General features: G+C 69.8%; 17 protein-coding genes. 7 read left to right on the plus strand and 10 right to left on the minus strand.

Annotated elements, in window-relative coordinates:
* Positions 1-77: 77 nt before the first annotated feature.
* A complete protein-coding gene (locus tag F4561_RS11175; protein WP_312885589.1) occupies positions 78-1,310 on the plus strand; it encodes an MFS transporter in 1,233 nt (410 codons plus the stop codon).
* Here F4561_RS11175 and F4561_RS11180 read toward each other — a convergent pair.
* The 3 genes from F4561_RS11180 to aceA all read right to left on the minus strand — a co-directional run bounded on the left by F4561_RS11180 (position 1,299) and on the right by aceA (position 4,157).
* Positions 1,299-2,123 (minus strand): CPBP family intramembrane glutamic endopeptidase, encoded by an 825-nt coding sequence (locus F4561_RS11180; RefSeq protein WP_184577668.1) that lies wholly within the window; start codon positions 2,121-2,123, stop codon positions 1,299-1,301. The two genes, F4561_RS11175 and F4561_RS11180, sit on opposite strands and share 12 nt — an antisense overlap.
* Before the next feature lie 95 nt (positions 2,124-2,218).
* Positions 2,219-2,521 carry a hypothetical protein gene (locus F4561_RS11185; RefSeq protein ID WP_184577671.1) on the minus strand — a complete coding sequence of 101 codons (303 nt, stop codon included), beginning with the start codon at positions 2,519-2,521 and terminating at the stop codon, positions 2,219-2,221.
* 337 nt (positions 2,522-2,858) lie between these two features.
* A complete protein-coding gene (gene aceA, locus F4561_RS11190; RefSeq protein WP_184577674.1) occupies positions 2,859-4,157 on the minus strand; it encodes an isocitrate lyase in 1,299 nt (432 codons plus the stop codon).
* Between the two features lie 215 nt (positions 4,158-4,372).
* On the opposite strand from aceA, the gene F4561_RS11195 reads away from it, so the two are divergent.
* The 3 genes from F4561_RS11195 (at position 4,373) to F4561_RS11205 (ending at position 7,589) form a co-directional block, all read left to right on the plus strand.
* A complete protein-coding gene (locus tag F4561_RS11195) occupies positions 4,373-5,806 on the plus strand; it encodes a helix-turn-helix transcriptional regulator (RefSeq protein WP_184577677.1) in 1,434 nt (477 codons plus the stop codon).
* Between the two features lie 177 nt (positions 5,807-5,983).
* Positions 5,984-7,222 carry an acyl-CoA dehydrogenase family protein gene (locus F4561_RS11200; RefSeq protein ID WP_184577680.1) on the plus strand — a complete coding sequence of 413 codons (1,239 nt, stop codon included), beginning with the start codon at positions 5,984-5,986 and terminating at the stop codon, positions 7,220-7,222.
* 67 nt (positions 7,223-7,289) lie between these two features.
* Positions 7,290-7,589 (plus strand): hypothetical protein, encoded by a 300-nt coding sequence (locus F4561_RS11205; RefSeq protein ID WP_221445454.1) that lies wholly within the window; start codon positions 7,290-7,292, stop codon positions 7,587-7,589.
* 68 nt (positions 7,590-7,657) lie between these two features.
* Here F4561_RS11205 and F4561_RS11210 read toward each other — a convergent pair whose 3' ends face one another.
* Genes F4561_RS11210 through F4561_RS11240 form a run of 7 tightly spaced genes read right to left on the minus strand, consistent with a single transcriptional unit; the run spans position 7,658 to position 14,572 of the window.
* Positions 7,658-8,863 carry a TetR/AcrR family transcriptional regulator gene (locus F4561_RS11210; RefSeq protein WP_184577685.1) on the minus strand — a complete coding sequence of 402 codons (1,206 nt, stop codon included), beginning with the start codon at positions 8,861-8,863 and terminating at the stop codon, positions 7,658-7,660.
* Positions 8,864-8,897: 34 nt separating this feature from the next.
* Positions 8,898-10,445 (minus strand): long-chain-fatty-acid--CoA ligase, encoded by a 1,548-nt coding sequence (locus tag F4561_RS11215; RefSeq protein ID WP_184577689.1) that lies wholly within the window; start codon positions 10,443-10,445, stop codon positions 8,898-8,900.
* Between the two features lie 50 nt (positions 10,446-10,495).
* Positions 10,496-11,644: an acyl-CoA dehydrogenase family protein gene (locus F4561_RS11220; protein ID WP_221445455.1), complete on the minus strand. Its 1,149-nt coding sequence runs from the start codon at positions 11,642-11,644 to the stop codon at positions 10,496-10,498.
* Between the two features lie 26 nt (positions 11,645-11,670).
* Positions 11,671-12,501, minus strand: a complete 831-nt coding sequence (locus F4561_RS11225; RefSeq protein WP_184577692.1) for an SDR family NAD(P)-dependent oxidoreductase — start codon at positions 12,499-12,501, stop codon at positions 11,671-11,673.
* Between the two features lie 7 nt (positions 12,502-12,508).
* On the minus strand, positions 12,509-12,931 hold the full coding sequence (locus F4561_RS11230) for a MaoC/PaaZ C-terminal domain-containing protein (RefSeq protein ID WP_184577695.1): 423 nt from the start codon (positions 12,929-12,931) through the stop codon (positions 12,509-12,511).
* Positions 12,928-13,386 carry a MaoC family dehydratase N-terminal domain-containing protein gene (locus F4561_RS11235; RefSeq protein WP_184577697.1) on the minus strand — a complete coding sequence of 153 codons (459 nt, stop codon included), beginning with the start codon at positions 13,384-13,386 and terminating at the stop codon, positions 12,928-12,930. The genes F4561_RS11230 and F4561_RS11235 overlap by 4 nt, the downstream gene beginning before the upstream one ends.
* A 1-nt stretch (position 13,387) precedes the next feature.
* A complete protein-coding gene (locus tag F4561_RS11240) occupies positions 13,388-14,572 on the minus strand; it encodes a lipid-transfer protein (RefSeq protein WP_184577700.1) in 1,185 nt (394 codons plus the stop codon).
* Between the two features lie 128 nt (positions 14,573-14,700).
* On the opposite strand from F4561_RS11240, the gene F4561_RS11245 reads away from it, so the two are divergent.
* From F4561_RS11245 to F4561_RS11255, 3 genes are all read left to right on the plus strand, one after another.
* On the plus strand, positions 14,701-15,576 hold the full coding sequence (locus F4561_RS11245) for an SMP-30/gluconolactonase/LRE family protein (RefSeq protein ID WP_184577703.1): 876 nt from the start codon (positions 14,701-14,703) through the stop codon (positions 15,574-15,576).
* 52 nt (positions 15,577-15,628) lie between these two features.
* Positions 15,629-16,954 (plus strand): cytochrome P450 family protein, encoded by a 1,326-nt coding sequence (locus tag F4561_RS11250; RefSeq protein WP_184577706.1) that lies wholly within the window; start codon positions 15,629-15,631, stop codon positions 16,952-16,954.
* 167 nt (positions 16,955-17,121) lie between these two features.
* On the plus strand, positions 17,122-17,748 hold the full coding sequence (locus tag F4561_RS11255) for a TetR/AcrR family transcriptional regulator (protein WP_184577709.1): 627 nt from the start codon (positions 17,122-17,124) through the stop codon (positions 17,746-17,748).
* Positions 17,749-17,805 lie beyond the last annotated feature (57 nt).

Here is a 17,805-nt window from a genome sequence, read left to right on the forward strand (position 1 = left end):
CCTACATCGGGTCATCCGATGACTGAAAGTATAGCGTGACAAACGTCACGCACAACGAGCTGGAGAAGCCAGGCGACGTGCACACATCACCCGTTGAAACACGCCCTCGCCGGGTGCTCTGGTTGCTCGCGGCCGGTGTGGCGCTGGCAGCTCTCAACCTGCGTACCGCGATCACCAGCGTTGGCCCGGTGCTCAACGAGATCACCGTTGATCTCGGGATGTCCGGCGTGCTCGCCGGCGTGCTCACCACGCTGCCCGTCCTGTGTTTCGCGGCGTTCGGAGGCGCGACTCCGGCGCTGCTCCGCCGGTTCGGCGAGCACCGTGTGCTGGTCGTGGCGCTGCTCGCGCTCACAACGGGTCAGGCGACCCGCGTCCTGGCCGACAACCCGTGGCTGTTCCTGGCGCTGACCGCGCTCGCGCTGTCGGGTGGCGCGGTCGGTAACGTGCTGGTCCCCACCCTGGTAAAGCAGCATTTCCCGGGCCGTATCGGGACCATGACCACCCTGTACACGACCGCCCTCGCAATAGGGACGGCCATGGCCGCGGCGGCGACGGTCCCGGTGGAGCGGGCGAGCGGGAGCTGGCACCTGGCACTGGCGATGTACGCGGTATTCGGCCTGGTCGCCATCGTCCCGTGGGTCCTGCTGCTGGGCCACGAGCCGCCGCGGACGGACCCCGCCCAGGCGCTCGGCCTGGGCCAGGTACTGCGCACCGGAACCGGTTTGCAGAGTGTGCTGTTCTTCGGCAGCCAGTCAGCGGTGGCCTACATCATGTTCGGCTGGTACGCGCACTTCCTCCGGGACAACGGCCTCGAACCGGCCGCCGCCGGACTCGCCCTGTCCTACCTCACGTTCCTGGCCGTCCCCACCGCAATGGCCCTGCCCGGCCTCATGGCGCGCGTCCGGGACCACCGCGGCTTCGTCGCGGCCTTCTTCCTCTGCTACATCGTCGGCGTCACCGGCCTGTGGCTGGCGCCGCTGCAGGGCCTGTGGCTGTGGACCACGTGCATCGGTTTGGGCATGAGCACCTTCACGCTCGCCCTGACGTTCTTCGCGGTCCGCACGCGCACGTCGGCGGGCACCGCGGCGATGTCGGCCACGAGCCAGGGCCTGGGCTACCTCATGGGAGGTGCGGGGCCGTTCCTGTTCGGGCTGCTGCACGACCTGACCGGCACTTGGCACGCTCCGCTGATGATGGTCCTGGGGCTCGTCACGCTCAACTTCGCGGTGGGGATGCTGCTCGGCCGGCCCCGGTACCTGGAGGACGCCCTGCGGGGCCGCGCGCAGTCGAGCATGTCCTCAGCCAGGTAGCCACCCCACCCGGCCGATGAGGTAGACCGACCCGACGAACGTCACGACGTCGATCACCGTGTGCGCCACCACGAGTGGCATCACGCGGCCGTAGCGCTGGTAGAACCAGCAGAACACCAGGCCCATGACCAGGTTGCCCACGAACATCCCCACGCCCTGGTACAGGTGGTACGTGGCGCGCAGCAGGGAGCTGGTCAGCGCCGCCCTGACCGGCGACCAGCCCATCTGGCCCATCCGGAGCATCAGGTAACCCACGACGATGACCTCCTCCAGCACGCCGTTCTTGACGGCCTGCAGGAGCAGCACGGGCAGCGCCCACCAGTGGTCGTTGAGCGAGCTCGGGGACACCGTTGTGCTCAGGCCCAACTGCCACGACACGAGGTAGACCACCAGCCCGCCGGCCCCGATGACCGCCGCCAGCAGTGCGCCGCGCGTGATGTCGAAGCCGGGCCGGCGGACGTCGAACCCGATCGTGGCCCCCGACCGCGCGTCGCGGTGCAGCAGGTACAGCACCAGCGCCACGGGGGCCATGGCGAAGACCACCGCGTACACCTGCCAGGTGAGGTCCAGCCAGGGGCGGTCGGCCCCCGCGCGCGGGTCCACCAGGCTCGCGGTCTGCTCGGCGAGCCCGCCCGGCGCCGTCGCGGTCCCGACGAACGAGATCGTCGCCGAGACGGCGGCCGCGCCCAGGGAGAGCGCCAGGACGCAGGCGACCTCGGAGGCGATGAGGCGGCGGCTGAGAGGGGTGTTCCGCGGGGCTGCCGGCGCGCCGGTCGCTGCCCCGCCGGAGCGGTCGGAGGCGGAGTCGGACATGCCTCAGATGATCGCATGCGTGCTTGGGGGCCGGCCCCCAAGCACGCCCCGGCTGCGTGGCGCCGGAGAGCGGAACGTCTTGTGTGCGCGGTGCGCTACTCCTCTTCCTCCTCGGAACCGCCGTCCTCGCCCTCGGACCCCTCCTGGGAGTCCTCGCCGTCCTCGATGCCGTTCTCCTCCTCGAACTGCTCCATCCCCTCTTCCATCTCGTCCATCTCCTCCTGGGTCATGCCTTCTTCCTCCTCGCCCCCCTCGTCTTCTTCTTCCTGCTCGGGGGCGTCCTCCGCGCCGTCGTCGCAGGCGGCGACGGCGAAGGTCGCGAAGGTGGCGATGGCCCCGGCGGCGAGGCTCCTGCGGAGCGCGGAGACGGTTCCCTTGGCGACTTCACTGAACTGCATTCTCGAATCTCCTGCTTGACGGGGAAAATCCGCGCGGGCACCGCGATGATAGTCACGGTGCCCGCGGCGCAGCCAACCCTACGAATGGACACGTCAGGTGAATAGGGGCTTGCCGCGGTTCAATACGAAGAATTCCGGGTACGCGCGCGTCTTTCTATCGGTGGAACCACCAGTGTTTACCCGGCCGATCTGCGGAATTCTTCCCGCCCGGGTACAGCAAAAGGCCGCCGGTCCCGCGAGTGACACGGATTCCGCGGGACCGGCGGCGGGACGGCGGGCCCGCCCCGCCCCAGCCACGAAAGCGGGGAGGGCCGCCGTCTGGGAGGAGGACCAGGTGTCAGTGAGCCGCTGAGAACTGGTCCTCTTCGGTGGATCCGGTGAGAGCGGTCGTCGAGGCATCCGGCGAGATCGCGGTGCTCACCAGGTCGAAGTAGCCGGTGCCGACCTCACGCTGGTGGCGCGTCGCGGTGTAGCCGCGCTCCTCGGAGGCGAACTCGGCCTCCTGCAATTCGACGTACGCGCTCATTCCGCCCTCGGCGTAGCCCTTGGCGAGGTCGAACATTGAGTGGTTCAGCGCGTGGAATCCGGCCAGCGTGATGAATTGGAACTTGTATCCCATGTGGGCGAGCTCGCGCTGGAACTTGGCGATTGTCGACTCGTCCAGGTGCCGCCTCCAGTTGAACGACGGCGAGCAGTTGTAGGCCAGCATCTGGTCGGGGTACTGGTCCTTGATGCGCTCGGCGAACTGCCGCGCCACCTCCAGGTCCGGAGTCGAGGTCTCCATCCACAGCAGGTCGGAGTAGGGGGCGTAGGCGAGGCCGCGCGCGACGCAGGCCTCCAAGCCGTTGCGGACCCGGTAGAAGCCCTCGGAGGTGCGCTCTCCGGTGAGGAAGGGCTGGTCGCGCTCGTCGACGTCACTGGTCAGCAGTGTGGCGGCCTGGGCGTCGGTACGGCAGATAACCAGGGAAGGGACATCGGAGACGTCGGCGGCCAGGCGTGCCGCGTTCAACGTCTTGATGTGCTGGCTCGTGGGGATGAGGACCTTGCCGCCCAGGTGCCCGCACTTCTTCTCGGAGGCGAGCTGGTCCTCCCAGTGCACGCCCGCGGCGCCGGCCCCGACCATGCCCTTCATCAGCTCGAAGGCGTTGAGCACGCCACCGAACCCCGCCTCGGCGTCGGCGACGATCGGCGCCAGCCAGTGCGGAGCGTCCTCGTCGCCTTCGGACCAGGTGATCTGGTCGGCGCGCAGCAGCGCGTTGTTGATCCGCCGGACCACCTGAGGGACGGAGTTGGCCGGGTAAAGGCTCTGGTCGGGGTAGGTGTGGCCGGCCTGGTTGGCGTCGGCGGCGACCTGCCATCCGGAGAGGTAGATCGCCTTGAGCCCCGCGCGCACCTGCTGGACAGCCTGGTTACCGGTGAGCGCACCCAGGGTGTTGACGTAGTCCTCGCTGTGCAGGAGGTTCCACAGGCGCTCGGCACCCTGCCTGGCCAGCGTGTTCTCTTCGGTCACCGAGCCACGCAGCCGGATGACGTCCTCGGCGGAGTACGTGCGCTCGATGCCGGCCCATCGCGGGTTCGTCTCCCACTCGCGCTGGAGTGCCGCCGCGGCTTCCTGCTGGCGAGCTCTGATGCTCATACTCTCTTCCCGCCTTCGTGTTCGTCCCCTGAAAGTTCGCCGGCTGGAGAGCCCGCACCGCGGGCGCCGGAGCGCCCCCGGTGGTTCGTTCCCCGCCGGTACCCACGATTCTTGTCAAAGTTGCCAGCTTTTACGAGCCATATGGGGATGAAGATCTTTGATTCTTTCCCTATCATGAACGCATGGCGTACTTTGGTACTGAAGAAATAGCGTCTTTGCCAGGTGACCTGGATCTCGTCACCTTTGGCCAGCGGCTCCGGCACCTCCGCCGAATCCGCGGGTTGACCCTCTCTGACCTGGGGGAACGCGTGGGGCGGGCGCCGTCGCAGCTCTCGCTGCTGGAGAACGGCAAGCGCGAACCCAAGCTCTCCCTGCTCACCTCGCTGTCCAAGGCGCTCGGCGTCTCGGTCGAGGAACTGCTGTCCCGGCAGCCGCCCAGCCGGCGCGCGCAGTTGGAGATCCAGGTCGAGGAGGCGCAGCGCGATCCCGTGTACCAGAGCCTCAATCTGCCGCACCTGAAGATCGGCAAGCGGGTGCCCAACGACGTCCTGGAGCACATCGTCGGGCTGTACGACGAGCTCAAGCGGCGGGCCGCCAAGCCGACCGCCACCCCCGAGGAGGCGCGGCGGGCCAACGCCGAGCTGCGCCAGCAGATGCGCGAGCGCGGCAACTACTTCGAGCACATCGAGAAGGCCGCACAGGAGACCCTCGACGCCGTGGGGTACAGCGGTGGGGCGCTGTCGCAGGGGCAGATCCTCTCGATCGTCACCCACCACGGGTTCACCCTGCGCTACGTCCAGGACCTGCCCCGTTCGGTCCGCTCGGTGACCGACACTCGCAACGGGCGGCTGTTCCTCAAGCGCGAGTCGCTGGGCATGCACAGCCCGCGCACGATCCTGCTGCAGACGCTCGGCCACTTCGTGCTCGGGCACTCCCAGCCGCGGGACTATGCCGACTTCCTGCGCCAGCGCGTCGAGGCGAACTACTTCGCGGCGGCCGTCCTGATCCCGCAGTCCACGGCCGTGCCCTACCTGCAGGAGGCCAAGCGGGCGCGGGACATCTCAGTGGAGGACCTGCGCGACGTCTACTCCGTCTCCTACGAGATGGCCGCGCACCGGTTCACCAACCTCGCCTACCGGCACCTCGACCTGGTCTGCCACTTCATCCGCAACGACGAGACCGGCATCATCTACAAGGCCTACGAGAACGACGGCCTGGTGTTCCCCACCGACGACACCGGGGCCATCGAGGGCCAGCGGATGTGCCGCTACTGGTCGGGGCGGCAGGTCTTCACCTCGCCCGACCGCTACTCGATCTACTACCAGTACACCGACAAGCCCAACGGCACCCACTGGTGCGTGGCGCACGTCGACCCCAGCCGCGAGCGCAACTTCGCGATCACGTTGGGAGTTCCGTACAAGGAGTCGCGCTGGTTCCGGGGGCGCGAGACGACGAACCGGACCAAGTCCGCGTGCCCCACGGGGGAGTGCTGTGTGCGTCCGCCCGCGGAACTCGCGGCCCGCTGGGAGGGCCACGTATGGCCCTCGGCGCGGGCGCACTCCCACGTGCTGTCCGCGCTGCCCTCGGGCACCTTCCCCGGTGTGGACGAGACCGACGTGTACACCTTCCTGGAGCGGTACCAGGAGTGAACCCGCATGACCACTCCAGCCCGCGCGCGGAGCGGTTGGGGTGATTGCCGGAGGAATCGGACAAGTGTTACCGTTGGTAACATTGAGTGTGTCGGCTTGCCGCGCCGCCACCCGACCTCAAGACAGTGCCGCCCCTCGAAGCGCCGCCGAGGGGACCCCACCGAAGGACGTACGCACATGAGCGACAGCTCCGCAGAGACCGCGCCCGGCTTCAGCCTCGAACTCAACGAGGACGTCCGGGATGTCCGCGACTGGGCGCACGGATTCGCCCGCGACGTCATCCGCCCGGCCGCGGCCGAGTGGGACGAGCGCGAGGAGACCCCGTGGCCCGTCCTGCAGGAGGCCGCCAAGATCGAGCTTTACTCCCTGGACTTCTTCGCCACCCAGTGGCTCGAACCCAGCGGGCTCGGCATCCCGGTGGCGTTCGAGGAGCTGTACTGGGGGGACCCCGGAATCGCGCTGTCCATCACCGGGACGGCCCTGGCCGCGGTCTCCGTCGCGGCCAACGGCACCCAGGGGCAGCTGTTCGAGTGGGTACCGCAGATGTTCGGAACCCCCAACGACATCAAGCTAGGCGCGTTCTGCTCCTCCGAGCCCGACGCGGGCAGCGACGTCGGCGCGATCCGGACCCGCGCCGTCTACGACGAAGCCAAGGACGAGTGGGTCCTCAACGGCACCAAGACCTGGGCCACCAACGGCGGGATCGCTGACGTGCACGTGGTGGTCGCCTCCGTCGACCCCGAGCTCCGCACCCGCGGCCAGGCCACCTTCATCGTGCCGCCGGGCACCCCCGGCCTGTCCCAGGGCCAGAAGTTTTCCAAGCACGGCATCCGCGCCTCGCACACCGCCGAGGTCATCCTGGACGACGTCCGCGTCCCGGGCCACTGCCTGGTGGGGGGCAAGGAGAAACTGGACGAGCGGCTCGCCCGGGCCCGCGAGGGCGGCAGCTCCGGCGGCCAGGCGGCGATGAAGACGTTCGAGCGGTCCCGGCCCAGCGTCGGCGCGATGGCGGTGGGTTGCGCGAGGGCGGCCTACGAGTACGCCCGCGACTACGCCCGCCAGCGCGAGCAGTTCGGGGCGCCCATCGGCAACAACCAGGCGGTCGCGTTCACCCTGGCCGACATGGCCACCCGCATCGACGCCGCCCGGCTGCTGGTGTGGCGCGCCGCGTGGATGGGGCGCAACGACAAGGAGTTCAACCAGGCCGAGGGCTCGATGAGCAAGCTCTACGCCAGCGAGACCGCCACCTGGGTCACCCAGGAGGCGATCCGGATGCTCGGCGGCAACGGCTACACCCGCGAGTACCCGGTCGAGCGCTGGCACCGCGACGCCACCATTTTCACCATCTTCGAGGGCGCCAGCGAGATCCAGCGCCTCATCATCGGCCGCGCGGTCACCGGCCTGCCGGTGCGGTGAGGCCTCCGGCGGGGCGGCCCCCTCTCGTGGGAGGTGTGCCCACCCGCAGGTGGCTATCCTGAGTCCCATGGATTTCCCGGCCGGGACGCTGGTGAACGACGCCTACCCCGGGCTCACCGCGGAGCTGGCGACCCTGCTGCGCCGGGTGGGCGAGCACGCACTCGCGGCCACGGTCGGCCACCTGCGGATCCACTCGGTATGCCGGTGTGGGCAGGACGGTTGCCGGAGCTTCTACACCGCCTCGCCACCCGACGGTCCTTGGGGCAGCGGGCACCGCAACGTCGAGCTCCCCGCGGAGGACGGCATGCTCGTCCTCGACGTGGTCTCAGACGAGATTACGTTCGTCGAGGTCCTCGATCGGGACTGACCCGCGACGGAGCCTCCGGACGCCCGCGAGGTGGACCGCACGGCTCGCGCCCAGGGGGAGCGCGACGGTTACTGGCCGCGCGAGGGCAGGACGATCGCGATACCGAAACGCTTGACGGTCTCCAGCGCCCCGGGCAGGGTCCGCATCCGCGCCGTACGCGCGACGTCGTTGGCCACGCTGAGGACGGCCTGCACACGGAGCCTGGCCTGCGCCCCGTCGAGGGCCGGATCGCAGGTCTGCGCCAGGGTGACCCACTCGCCGATGTAGTCCCACTGGCTCTGCTTGCTCCGCGCGCGGTCGTCCTCGCTCAGGTTGCGCGCTTCCGTCAGCAGGACATCTATGTGCTCGCTGTGTCTGGCCACGAACTCGACGTAGGAGTCGAGAAGCAGGGACAGCGCGTCGGCGGGACTGTGCGCGTGTGCCAGCGCGCGGTACATCTCGTAACGCACCCACTCGTCGCTTCGGGAGAGGGAGGCGGCGAGAAGCTGCTGCTTCGAGGTGAAGTGGTGGTAGACGCTGGGGCCCGTGATTCCGGCCCGCGCCCCGATGTCCTCCATGCTCACCGCCGCGTAGCCGCTGTCGGCGAACAGCGTGATGGCGGCGTCGAGCAGCCGTTCCCGGCGCCCGGTGGGACGCAGGCCGATACCCTCCGGCCGGGCCGGGTCCCGAGGGGCGTCCGAGACGCCCGGCTCTGCTGGCTCGGCCCGGGCCACGGTCCGGATGATCTCCCGCAGCACCTGTTTGAAGTGGGGGCGCGGGAACTCGTCGGCGTGTGTGGAGGTACTGCACAGCGTCGAGCAGACACACAACGACAGCAGGCGGGCGTCCTCGCTGGTGAGCCCCGGGCGCAGCTCGTTGAGTCGTCCTGCTACCAGCCGAACGGTCGCCGAGACCTCGCTTCGCAGTCGCGCGTACTCCTCGGCCGGTAGCGTGCGGGCCTCGCGCAGCCAGAGCACGCCCAGGCGGCTGCCCTGTAAAGAGGCATCGACGAGCTGGCCTGTCAGCGCATCGATGTCGGACGTCTGCTGCTGGGCCAGCGCCCGCCGCAGCGGCCCCATCTCCTCGACAACGGAGGCGGTGAGCAGCTCGGGTTTGCCGGTGAAGTGCCGGTAGAGGGCCGAAGGCGCCACGTTCACGGCGGCGGCGACGTCGCTCATGGCGACACGTTCGTATCCGTACCGGTGGAAGAGGTCGGACGCGGCCGCCACGATGAGCGAGCGGCGGTTCTTCGGGCGGGTGCCGCGCGGTGGAGCCGCGGGCTGGTGAGTACTCACCACGACTCCTTCACGACCCGGTTTCCCGCCGCTGTCAATGTACCTGTCGTCCGTCCGATGCCCAGTGCGCCTTGCGCAACTCTCGCTTCAGGATCTTACCCGTGGCCGCGATAGGGAGCTCATCGACCAGTTCCGAGCTGCGCGGGGACTTGTAGGCGGCGATGCGCTCGGCGCAGAAGGCCCGCAGCTCCTCGGTGCCGGGCTCGTGGCCAGGATGCGGCACCACCACGGCGTGCACCCGCTCCCCCCACCGGTCGTCGGGTACGCCTATCACCGCGCAGGCCGCGACCGAAGAGTGCTTCAGCAGGGCGTTCTCCACCTCGGCGGAGTACACGTTCTCCCCGCCGCTGACGATCATGTCCTTGAGCCGGTCGACCACGTAGAAGTAGCCGCGTTCGTCCATGTACCCGGCGTCGCCCGTGTGCATCCAGCCGCCGCGCAGCGCGGCGGCCGTGTCGTGCTCGCGCTTCCAGTAGCCGAGCATCATGTGGTCGCCGCGCACCACGATCTCGCCCATGGTGCCGCAGGGGACCTCGCGGTCCTCCTCGTCCACCACGCGCACCTCGGCGTGCGGCGCGGCCCTTCCCGCGGAGCGGCGCAGCTCGGGGTGGTCGTGGTCGGCGGGGCGCAGGACGGTTGCGACCGGGGCCAGCTCGGTCATGCCGTAGGCCTGCGCGAACTTGGCGTTCGCGAACAGCGCGCGCACCCGGGACAACAGCGACTCCGCGATCGGCGACGTGCCGTAGAGGATGTGGCGCACCCGGGACAGGTCGCGCGCCCCGGAGTCCGGATGGTCGACCATCATCCGCATCATGGTCGGCACGAGCAGGACGTCCGTGATGGCCTCCTCCTCCAGAGCCTCCAGGACGCCCTCGGGGGTGAAACGGGGGAGCAGGACGTGGGTGGCGCCCCTGATGGTTCCGGTCAGCCAGACGAAGATGCCCGCCAGGTGGAACATCGGGGCCACATGCAGCATCCTGCCGGAGGTGCTCACCAAGTCACCCGTGGCGAGCGAGCCGATGGCGTTCATCAGCACACTGTCGTGGCTGAGCATCACACCCTTCGGGGTCCCGGTCGTACCGCCGGTGTAGAAGACGCCGAGGAGCTCCCCGCCCCCGCGTTGCGCGTCCTCTGCGGGTTCACTTCCGGCGATCAGCCGTTCGTAGTCGAGCATCCCCTCAGGACATTCGCCGTCCCCGCAGAACACCACCGCCTCCAGGCCCGGGCACCGGCGGCGAAGCTGCGAGCCGGCCTCCGCGAAGGCGTCATCCACGAGGAGGAGCCGGATCTCGGCCTCGTCTATCGCGAAGGCCATCTCGGCGACACTCCAGCGGTTGTTCAGCGGGACGAGCACCGCGTCCGCCCACGGGACGGCGAGCAGGTACTCAACGTAACGGTCCGAGTTCAGGCCGATCATCGCCACCCGGTCGCCGGTGGTGGCGCCCAGCTCACGCAGGGCGCCCGCAAGGCGCCGGACACGGTCCGCGGACTCGGCCACGGTGCGCACGCGTTGCCCGAGCACGGTGAAAGGCCGTTCGGGATCCTGCCGCATCGCCGTGTGCAGGTACTGGGTGAGATACATCGATGACACTTCCGTTCGCATGCGGGGGGCAAGGAGGCGGGTGCGGACAGTCAGAGCTCCCGCGAGATGATCTCCTTCATCACCTCGCTCGTGCCGCCGTAGATGCGCTGCACCCGCTGGTCGACCCACAGGTGGGAGATCGGGTACTCGGCCATGTAGCCGTATCCGCCGTGGAGCTGGAGGCACCGGTCGACCACGCGCGAGGCGCGCTCGGTGGTCCACAGCTTCGCCATCGCGGCGGTACTCGCGTCGAGTTCGCCGCGCAGGTGGCTCAGGAGGCACTCGTCGACGAACGCGCGCGCCACCCGCGCCTCGGTGGCGAGCTCCGCGAGGGTGAACCTGGTGTTCTGGAAGTCGAAAACCCGCTGGGAGAACGCCTCCCGCTCCTTGGCGTAGCGCACGGTGTGCGCCAGCGCGGTCTCCATGCTCACCACCGCCGTGACCGCGACGGTCAGGCGCTCCTGCGGCAGTTGCTCCATGAGCTGGCCGAAACCGCGCCCGGCTACGCCGCCGAGCACCGCCGTCCTCGGCACGCGCACGTCGTCGAGGAACAGCTCGGAGGCGTCCTGGCCGCGCTGGCCGATCTTCTCCAGGATCCTGCCGCGGTGGAAACCGGGACGGTCGGTCTCCACCAGCAGCAGGGAGATTCCCCGAGCTCCCGCGTCAGGATCGGTCTTGGCCACGACGATCACCAGGTCGGCCTGGGAGGCGTTGGTGATGAACGTCTTCGCGCCGTTCACCACGTAGGTGTCGCCGTCAAGTGTCGCGCGGGTGGCGATGCCCTTGAGGTCCGAGCCGGCGTCCGGCTCGGTCATCGCGATCGCGACGACGGCCTCCCCGGTCGCCATCCTCGGCAGCCACGCCCGCTTCTGCGCGTCGGTGCCGTAGGCGAGGAGGTAATGCGCGGCCACGACGCAGTGCACACCGATTCCCCAGGCGGTGTCGCCGACCCGCCCCTGCTCCTCGAGCACGACCGCCTCGTGGGCGTAGGTCCCGCCACCGCCGCCGTACTCCTCGGGCACCGAGAGGCAAAGCAGCCCCACCTCGCCGCCCTTGCGCCACAGTTCGCGGTCCGTATGGTGCTGCTCGCGCCAGCGCTCCTGGTGCGGGGCCAGCTCATTGGAGCAGAACCGGCGCGCCAGCGCGCGCAGCTCGTCGAGTTCGCCGGTCATCCACGGGGAACGGCGCGCTTGCTGCATCGGGATCCGCCTCTCGTCTCCGGGGCCTAGACCATGAACCCGCCGCCGCAGACCAGGGTCTGCCCGCTCACGTAGTCGGACTCGGGGGCGCACATCAGGTACACGGCGCCCGCGGCCTCTTCCGGGGTGCCGCCGCGGCCGAGGGGGATCATGGTTTCCATGGTCGACGACAGATCCGGGTTCAGCCCGATACTGATCTCGTTGCCCTGGATGTTGATGGTGCTGCCGCCGTCGGCCGGGGCGGCGGTGAGCCGGGTGCTGATCAGCCCGAAGGCCACCGCGTTGACGGTCACGTTGTACCGGCCCCATTCCTTGGCCAGCGTCTTGGTCAGGCCCGTCACGCCGGCCTTGGCCGCCGCGTAGTTGCTCTGCCCCGCGTTGCCGCCCAGTCCGGCGATCGAGGAGATGTTGACGACCTTGCGGCACGGGACCGCACCGCCGTCCGCGCGCTCGGCCCGCACCGCCTCCGCGATCACCGGCTGCGCGGCGCGCAGGACGCGGAACGGGGCTTTGAGGTGCACGTCCATGATGGCGTCCCACTGCTCGTCGCCCATCTTCTGGATCACGTTGTCCCAGGTGTAGCCGGCGTTGTTGACGACGATGTCGATCCCGCCGAACGTGTCGGTGGCCGTGCGCACGAAGCGGTCGGGGAAGTCGTCGTCGGCCACGCTGCCGGGGCACGCGACCGCCTGCCCCCCGGCCGACTCCACCGCCGCCGCCGTCTCCGCGGCGGGCTCCGGGTCCAGGTCGTTGAGCACGACGCTCGCGCCCTCGGCCGCGAGCTTGGTCGCGATGGCCCTGCCGATCCCGCGGCCCGCGCCGGTCACCAGCGCCGTCTTGCCACTCAGGTTCCCCATAGGGCGTTCACCTTTCTGCCGGTCGGTCGACGGCGATACTCGCGTCGCCGACGAGGGTCGTGGTCCCGTCGCTGAGCCGCACGGTCAGCTCGACCGAGGCACGCAGCTCACCGTCGTGTTCGCCGACCGAGACCACCCTGCCCGTGCAGACGGGACTGGCGTGCACCGGCGTGACCGCGGTGAACCGGACACGCAGGCTGCGTATCCGCTCCTGGGGCACCTGGCGGGTGAGCAGCCGTCCCAGGTACGCCATTGAGAGCATGCCGTGGGCGAACACGTCGTCCATGCCGGCGGCGCGCGCCGCGTCGGAGTCGATGTGGACGGGGTTGTGATCGCCGGACCCGCCCGCGAACAGCGCGAGCGCGGTGCGTGAGATGGGGTCGACGCGCAGCGGCGTCAGCTCGTCACCGGCCTCCAGCGGCAGGCTCACCGGACCACCTCCGGGTGGCGCACCACGACGGTGTCGCGCAGTTCGGCGACCGTGTTCCCTTCGCCGTCGGTCACCACCGACTCGCGTGTCAGCAGCTCCAAGTGCCCGTTCTTCTTGACGGTCAGGTCGGTGAGCCGACCGCGTACGGTCAGCTCGTCCCGGGCGTGCGCGACGGCGTGGTAGACGCAGGACTGCTCGCCGTGCAGGACGCGGAGGGGGTCCACACCGATGGCGGGCAGCCAGTCCAGCGGGTCGGGGCGCTCGTTCTGGATCGAGCACAGGAACGTGGGCGGCACGGGAAGGTCGGGGTGGCCGGCGGCGCGCGCCGCGTCCACATCCAGATACACGGGGTCGGTCTCCCCGATGGCTTTGCAGAACAGCCGGAGCCGGCCCCGTTCCACGAGCATGCGCGCTTCGGGGACCTCGGTTCCGATCACGCTCGGGTCGAGGGCCATGTCAGGCCGCCGTCCGGTACAGCGTGACGACGCACGCCCCACCGAGGCCGACGTTGTGCTGCAGTGCCAGGTCCGCCCCCTCGACCTGGCGGTCGCCGGCCCGGCCGCGGAGCTGCCAGACCAGCTCGGCGCACTGGGCGAGCCCGGTCGCACCGAGGGGGTGGCCCTTGGACAGCAGGCCGCCCGACGGGTTGGTGACCACACGGCCCCCGTAGGTGTTGTCGCCGTCCAGGACGAACTTCTCGGCCGTGCCCTCCGGGGTCAGCCCGAGAGCCTCGTAGCTGAGCAGCTCGTTGCTGGTGAAGCAGTCGTGCAGCTCGACGACCGGGATGTCCTCGGGACCGGTGCCGGAGGACTCGTAGACCTCGTGCGCGGCCCTGCGGGACATGTCGTAACCGACGAGGTTGACCAGGTCGCGCGGTTCGAAGCTGGTGGGCAGGTCGGTCGTCATGGCCTGTGCCGCGATCTCGGTGCCCGCGTCGAGGCCCCTGCGGCGGGCGAAGTCCGGGCTGCACAGCACCGCCGCGGCGGCACCGCAGGTCGGGGGGCAGCACTGGAGCCGGGTCAGCGGGCCGTAGATCCGGGGCGAACCGAGGACCTCCTCGACCGTGACCTGGTCGCGGAACACGGCGTTGGGGTTGCGCGACGCGTGCTCGCGCGCCTTGACAGCGATCCTGGCGAATGTCTCCGGGGCCGTGCCGTGCTGCTCGGCATAGGCGGCACCGGCGCCACCGAAGAGCTGCGCGGCCAGCGGTACGTCGGTGGCCGCGCCCAGCTCCTGGTCGGCGATGGCGCTGAACCGTTCGAACGGGCTGGGGCGGTCGTCCCACATGGCTCCCAGCGCGCCCTTGCGCATCTGCTCGAAGCCGATGGCGAGCACGCAGTCGGCGGCTCCGCTCTCCACAGCCTGGCGCGCCAGCCACAGCGCGGAGGAGCCTGTCGAACAGTTGTTGTTCACGTTGATGACCGGGATCCCCGGCATGCCGACGTTATAGACGGCGTTCTGGCCTGCAGTCGAATCGCCATACACATAACCAACGTAGGCATGGCGCGCGTCAGGCAGTGTCAGCCCGCTGTCGTCCAGCGCTCGGCGGATCGCCTCCTCTGCCAGCTCCACATAACTTCTGCTTCTGCTCGGGGTGCTGAACGGGGCGACTCCCACCCCGGCGACACGCGCTCGCGCCATCTGATCCGCCCTTTCGAGCGTAAGCTCCGATCATCCAAGATGTTGCCTTGGGTATCTACTGGTGATTCACTTACTTCTACATGACGGACCGGTTCCTGCCAAGAGGGAACCGATGGGTGGAGGTAGCGATGTCGACTCGGACGGCCGCGGTTGTGACCGAAGGATTCCAGTACCTCGAGGGGGCTCGCTGGCATCGGGGAGAGCTCTGGTGCTCCGACATTCCCCAGGGGCGCGTCTACCGGATACGCCCGGAGACCGGTGCGGTGGCCGTGGCCGCCGCGGTGGACGCCAAGCCGTCCGGGCTCGGTTTCCGCGCGGACGGGACGCCGCTCGTGGTCACCCAGGCCGACGGCGCGCTGCGCAGTATCACTCCTGACGGGGGAACGGAGATCGTGGCGTCCCTGCGGGACGTCGCCGTCGCCGCGAACGACATGTGGGTCGACCCGCAGGGGCGCGCCTACATCACCCAGATCGGCTACGACCTGTTCAACGGGGCCGAGGCCGAGATGTCCCGGATGATCGTGGTGAGCCCCGAAGGCGAGGTCTCAACCGCCGGCGGCGGGCTCGTGTGCCCCAACGGTGTGGGGCTCAGTCCGGACGGCACGGTCCTCTATGTCGCGGAGAGCTTCTCGCTCCGGATCACGGCCTTCGACGTCGCCGCAGACGGCGAGCTGAAGGGCCAGCGTGTGTTCCGGCAGTTCGACAACCCGGAGGCCGAAGTGGTCGACGGACTGTGCGTCGACTCAGAGGGCGGCATCTGGGTGACCTTCCCCCTCAGCAGCGAGGTGCGCCGTCTCGCACCGGACGGGACGGTGACCGACCGGATCGCGACCGCCGAGCCGGGACACTTCGTCGTCTCCTGCGCGCTGGGCGGCCCCGACCTGCGCACCCTCTACCTGTGCACCGCGGATACCGACTTGGAGCGCATGGCCAACAACTTCGAGGGGACCGCCCGCGTCGAGTCGGCGATGGTGTCCGTGCCCGGGCTCGCCAACGAGAGCTGAGTGACCGGCCATGAGCGACCACCGAGCCACGACAGGCCACCATCTGCCCCCCGTGCCCCTGTACCAGGGTGTGCCCGAGAACCGCGATGCGTTCTGGGCGCGGCTGCGCCGGGACTACGGCGAGGTCGCACCGGTTCTGCTGGAGCCGGGCGTGCCCGCGTGGCTGTTGCTCTCCTACCGGGCCAACTACCGGGTGATGGTCGAGCACCAGACCTTCGCCCGCGACCCGCGCGAATGGCGCGACCTGGAGACCGGGGTCATCCCGCAGGACTCCGGAGTGCGGGCGATCAACGAGAAGCGGCAGTCGGTGCTGTACTCCGACGACGAGGAGCACCGCTTCCTCTCCAAAGGGCTCACGGCCGCCTTCGCCGCACTCGACCAGCACAGGGTCGCCCGTGAGATCACCCAAGTGTCCGAGGAGCTGATCGACGGCTTCTGCGAGCGCGGACACGCCGAGCTCATCGGCGAGTACGCGCGCCTGCTGCCGTTGCACGTCCTGTGCCGCCTCTTCGGGCTGGACTCCGAGGAGGTGACCGGGATCGCCGGGCACGTGGAGAAGCTCTGGGAGGGCGGCGCCGAGGCGCCGGCGGCGGCCGCCGCCATCAAGGTGGTGCTGACCGACATCGCCCGGAGAGCCCGTGCCCGGCCGGGCGATGACCTCCCGTCGCACCTGGTGGCCGCCGGCCAGAGCGACGACCAGATCTGCGACCAGCTCACGCTGATCATCGCCGGCACGAACGACATGGTGACGCACTCGATCGGAGCGATCCTGCGCACCCTGCTGATCGACGAGCGGCTGGCCTCCGACCACGCCCACTCGCAGTTGCTGATCTCCGAAACGGTCAACCACGTCCTGATGCGCGCCACGCCCGTGGAGGTGCTCGTCGGCCGCTTCCCCCGGCACGATGTGCGCATCGGGAACTACGAGATCAGGGCGGGCGACTGCGTGGTCTTCGGCTTCGCCGCGGCCAACGCAGACCTCCTCGACGGGGCCTCGCCCGACCAGGCCAGGTCCACGCGCGCGCACCTGACCTTCGGGACCGGGGTGCACCGCTGCCCGCGCTATGGTCGCGACCTCGGGCTCGAAATGGCCGAGGTCGCGACCGCCGCCATCACCCACCGGCTGCCGGACCTCGCGCTGGCCGAGCATCCCGCCGAGCACCGCTGGATCCCGCACGTCAACATCCGCGGCCTCGTCGATCTCAAGGTCCGTTTCACCCCGGTCGCCCCCCGCCAGCGAAGTGCCGAATCCGCGCAGCGCCGCCCCGCACCGCACCCCCAGCCGAACCCGGCAGCACCACCACCCGACCCGACCGCGCCGAGCCCTTCCGCGGTGGCACGCGGGCTACGCACGCTCGCCAGCAAGGTCAGGCGCTGAGGCGGGGAGCTGCGACGAACCGCGCGCTTGGGCCGGGAACCCCCGCCTCTGTTCGGCGGCCTTGGCGTCGAGGCGGAGGGCTGTTGCCGGGTGAGCGCGAGGGCCGCGCCGGCACCCGATGACACCGCGCGAGCGCGTTCGCGCGCGGCGCGCTAACGTTTTGCGGTGTGGCCACCGAATCCGCACCGCAGAACCAGGCCGTCCCGCGCCGCCGCAACCCGGCGCGCCGGCGCGCCATCCTCGACGCCGCCGACGCCGTGATCCAGCGCGATGGTCCGGACGCTTCGATGTCGGCCATCGCGGCCGAGGCCGGCATCAGCAAGCCGATCCTCTACCGCCACTTCGGGGACAAGAGCGGCTTGTACCGGTCGCTCGCGGAACGGCACGTCGACCCCCTTGTCGACCGCGTCCGGTCCGAGCTCTACGGCGACGACGGCCTGGAGCGGCGCACCAGGGCCACGGTCGGGGTCTATCTGCAGATGATCCGCCGGAACCTGAACCTGTACCGGTTCCTCATGGACCGCGCCACGGCCGAGGACCCCGGGACCCGCGGCCACCTCGGGCTCATGGTGCGCCGGATGGCCGAGGACCTGGCCGAGACCCTGGTCGACCGCGGGTACTACGACGACCACGTGCGCGCCCAGATCGTCGCGCACGGTGTCGTGGGGATGGTCCAGGCGGCGGGGGAGTGGTGGCTGGGACACCCGGAGGTCGCCGCCGAGGACGTGCTTGAGGACCTGGTCGCCGCGGTCGTCGGGGCGATCAAGGGGCAGAGGCCAGCGGCGCCGGGCTAATCCCGCGGTTGTCGTACACGAGTTCTATTCATTCCTTGACCGGTATATAACCACCGT

It is taken from the genome of Lipingzhangella halophila (assembly GCF_014203805.1).
GTDB lineage: Bacteria > Actinomycetota > Actinomycetes > Streptosporangiales > Streptosporangiaceae > Lipingzhangella > Lipingzhangella halophila.

Coding starts and splice junctions, on each gene's coding strand:
- F4561_RS11220 (WP_221445455.1), bottom strand. CDS start 11,644: ATGCAGCAAGCGCGCCGTTCCCCGTGGATGACCGGCGAACTCGACGAG.
- F4561_RS11200 (WP_184577680.1), top strand. CDS start 5,984: ATGAGCGACAGCTCCGCAGAGACCGCGCCCGGCTTCAGCCTCGAACTC.
- F4561_RS11205 (WP_221445454.1), top strand. CDS start 7,290: ATGGATTTCCCGGCCGGGACGCTGGTGAACGACGCCTACCCCGGGCTC.
- F4561_RS11215 (WP_184577689.1), bottom strand. CDS start 10,445: ATGTATCTCACCCAGTACCTGCACACGGCGATGCGGCAGGATCCCGAA.
- F4561_RS11240 (WP_184577700.1), bottom strand. CDS start 14,572: ATGGCGCGAGCGCGTGTCGCCGGGGTGGGAGTCGCCCCGTTCAGCACC.
- aceA (WP_184577674.1), bottom strand. CDS start 4,157: ATGAGCATCAGAGCTCGCCAGCAGGAAGCCGCGGCGGCACTCCAGCGC.
- F4561_RS11185 (WP_184577671.1), bottom strand. CDS start 2,521: ATGCAGTTCAGTGAAGTCGCCAAGGGAACCGTCTCCGCGCTCCGCAGG.
- F4561_RS11245 (WP_184577703.1), top strand. CDS start 14,701: ATGTCGACTCGGACGGCCGCGGTTGTGACCGAAGGATTCCAGTACCTC.
- F4561_RS11235 (WP_184577697.1), bottom strand. CDS start 13,386: ATGGCCCTCGACCCGAGCGTGATCGGAACCGAGGTCCCCGAAGCGCGC.
- F4561_RS11180 (WP_184577668.1), bottom strand. CDS start 2,123: ATGTCCGACTCCGCCTCCGACCGCTCCGGCGGGGCAGCGACCGGCGCG.
- F4561_RS11225 (WP_184577692.1), bottom strand. CDS start 12,501: ATGGGGAACCTGAGTGGCAAGACGGCGCTGGTGACCGGCGCGGGCCGC.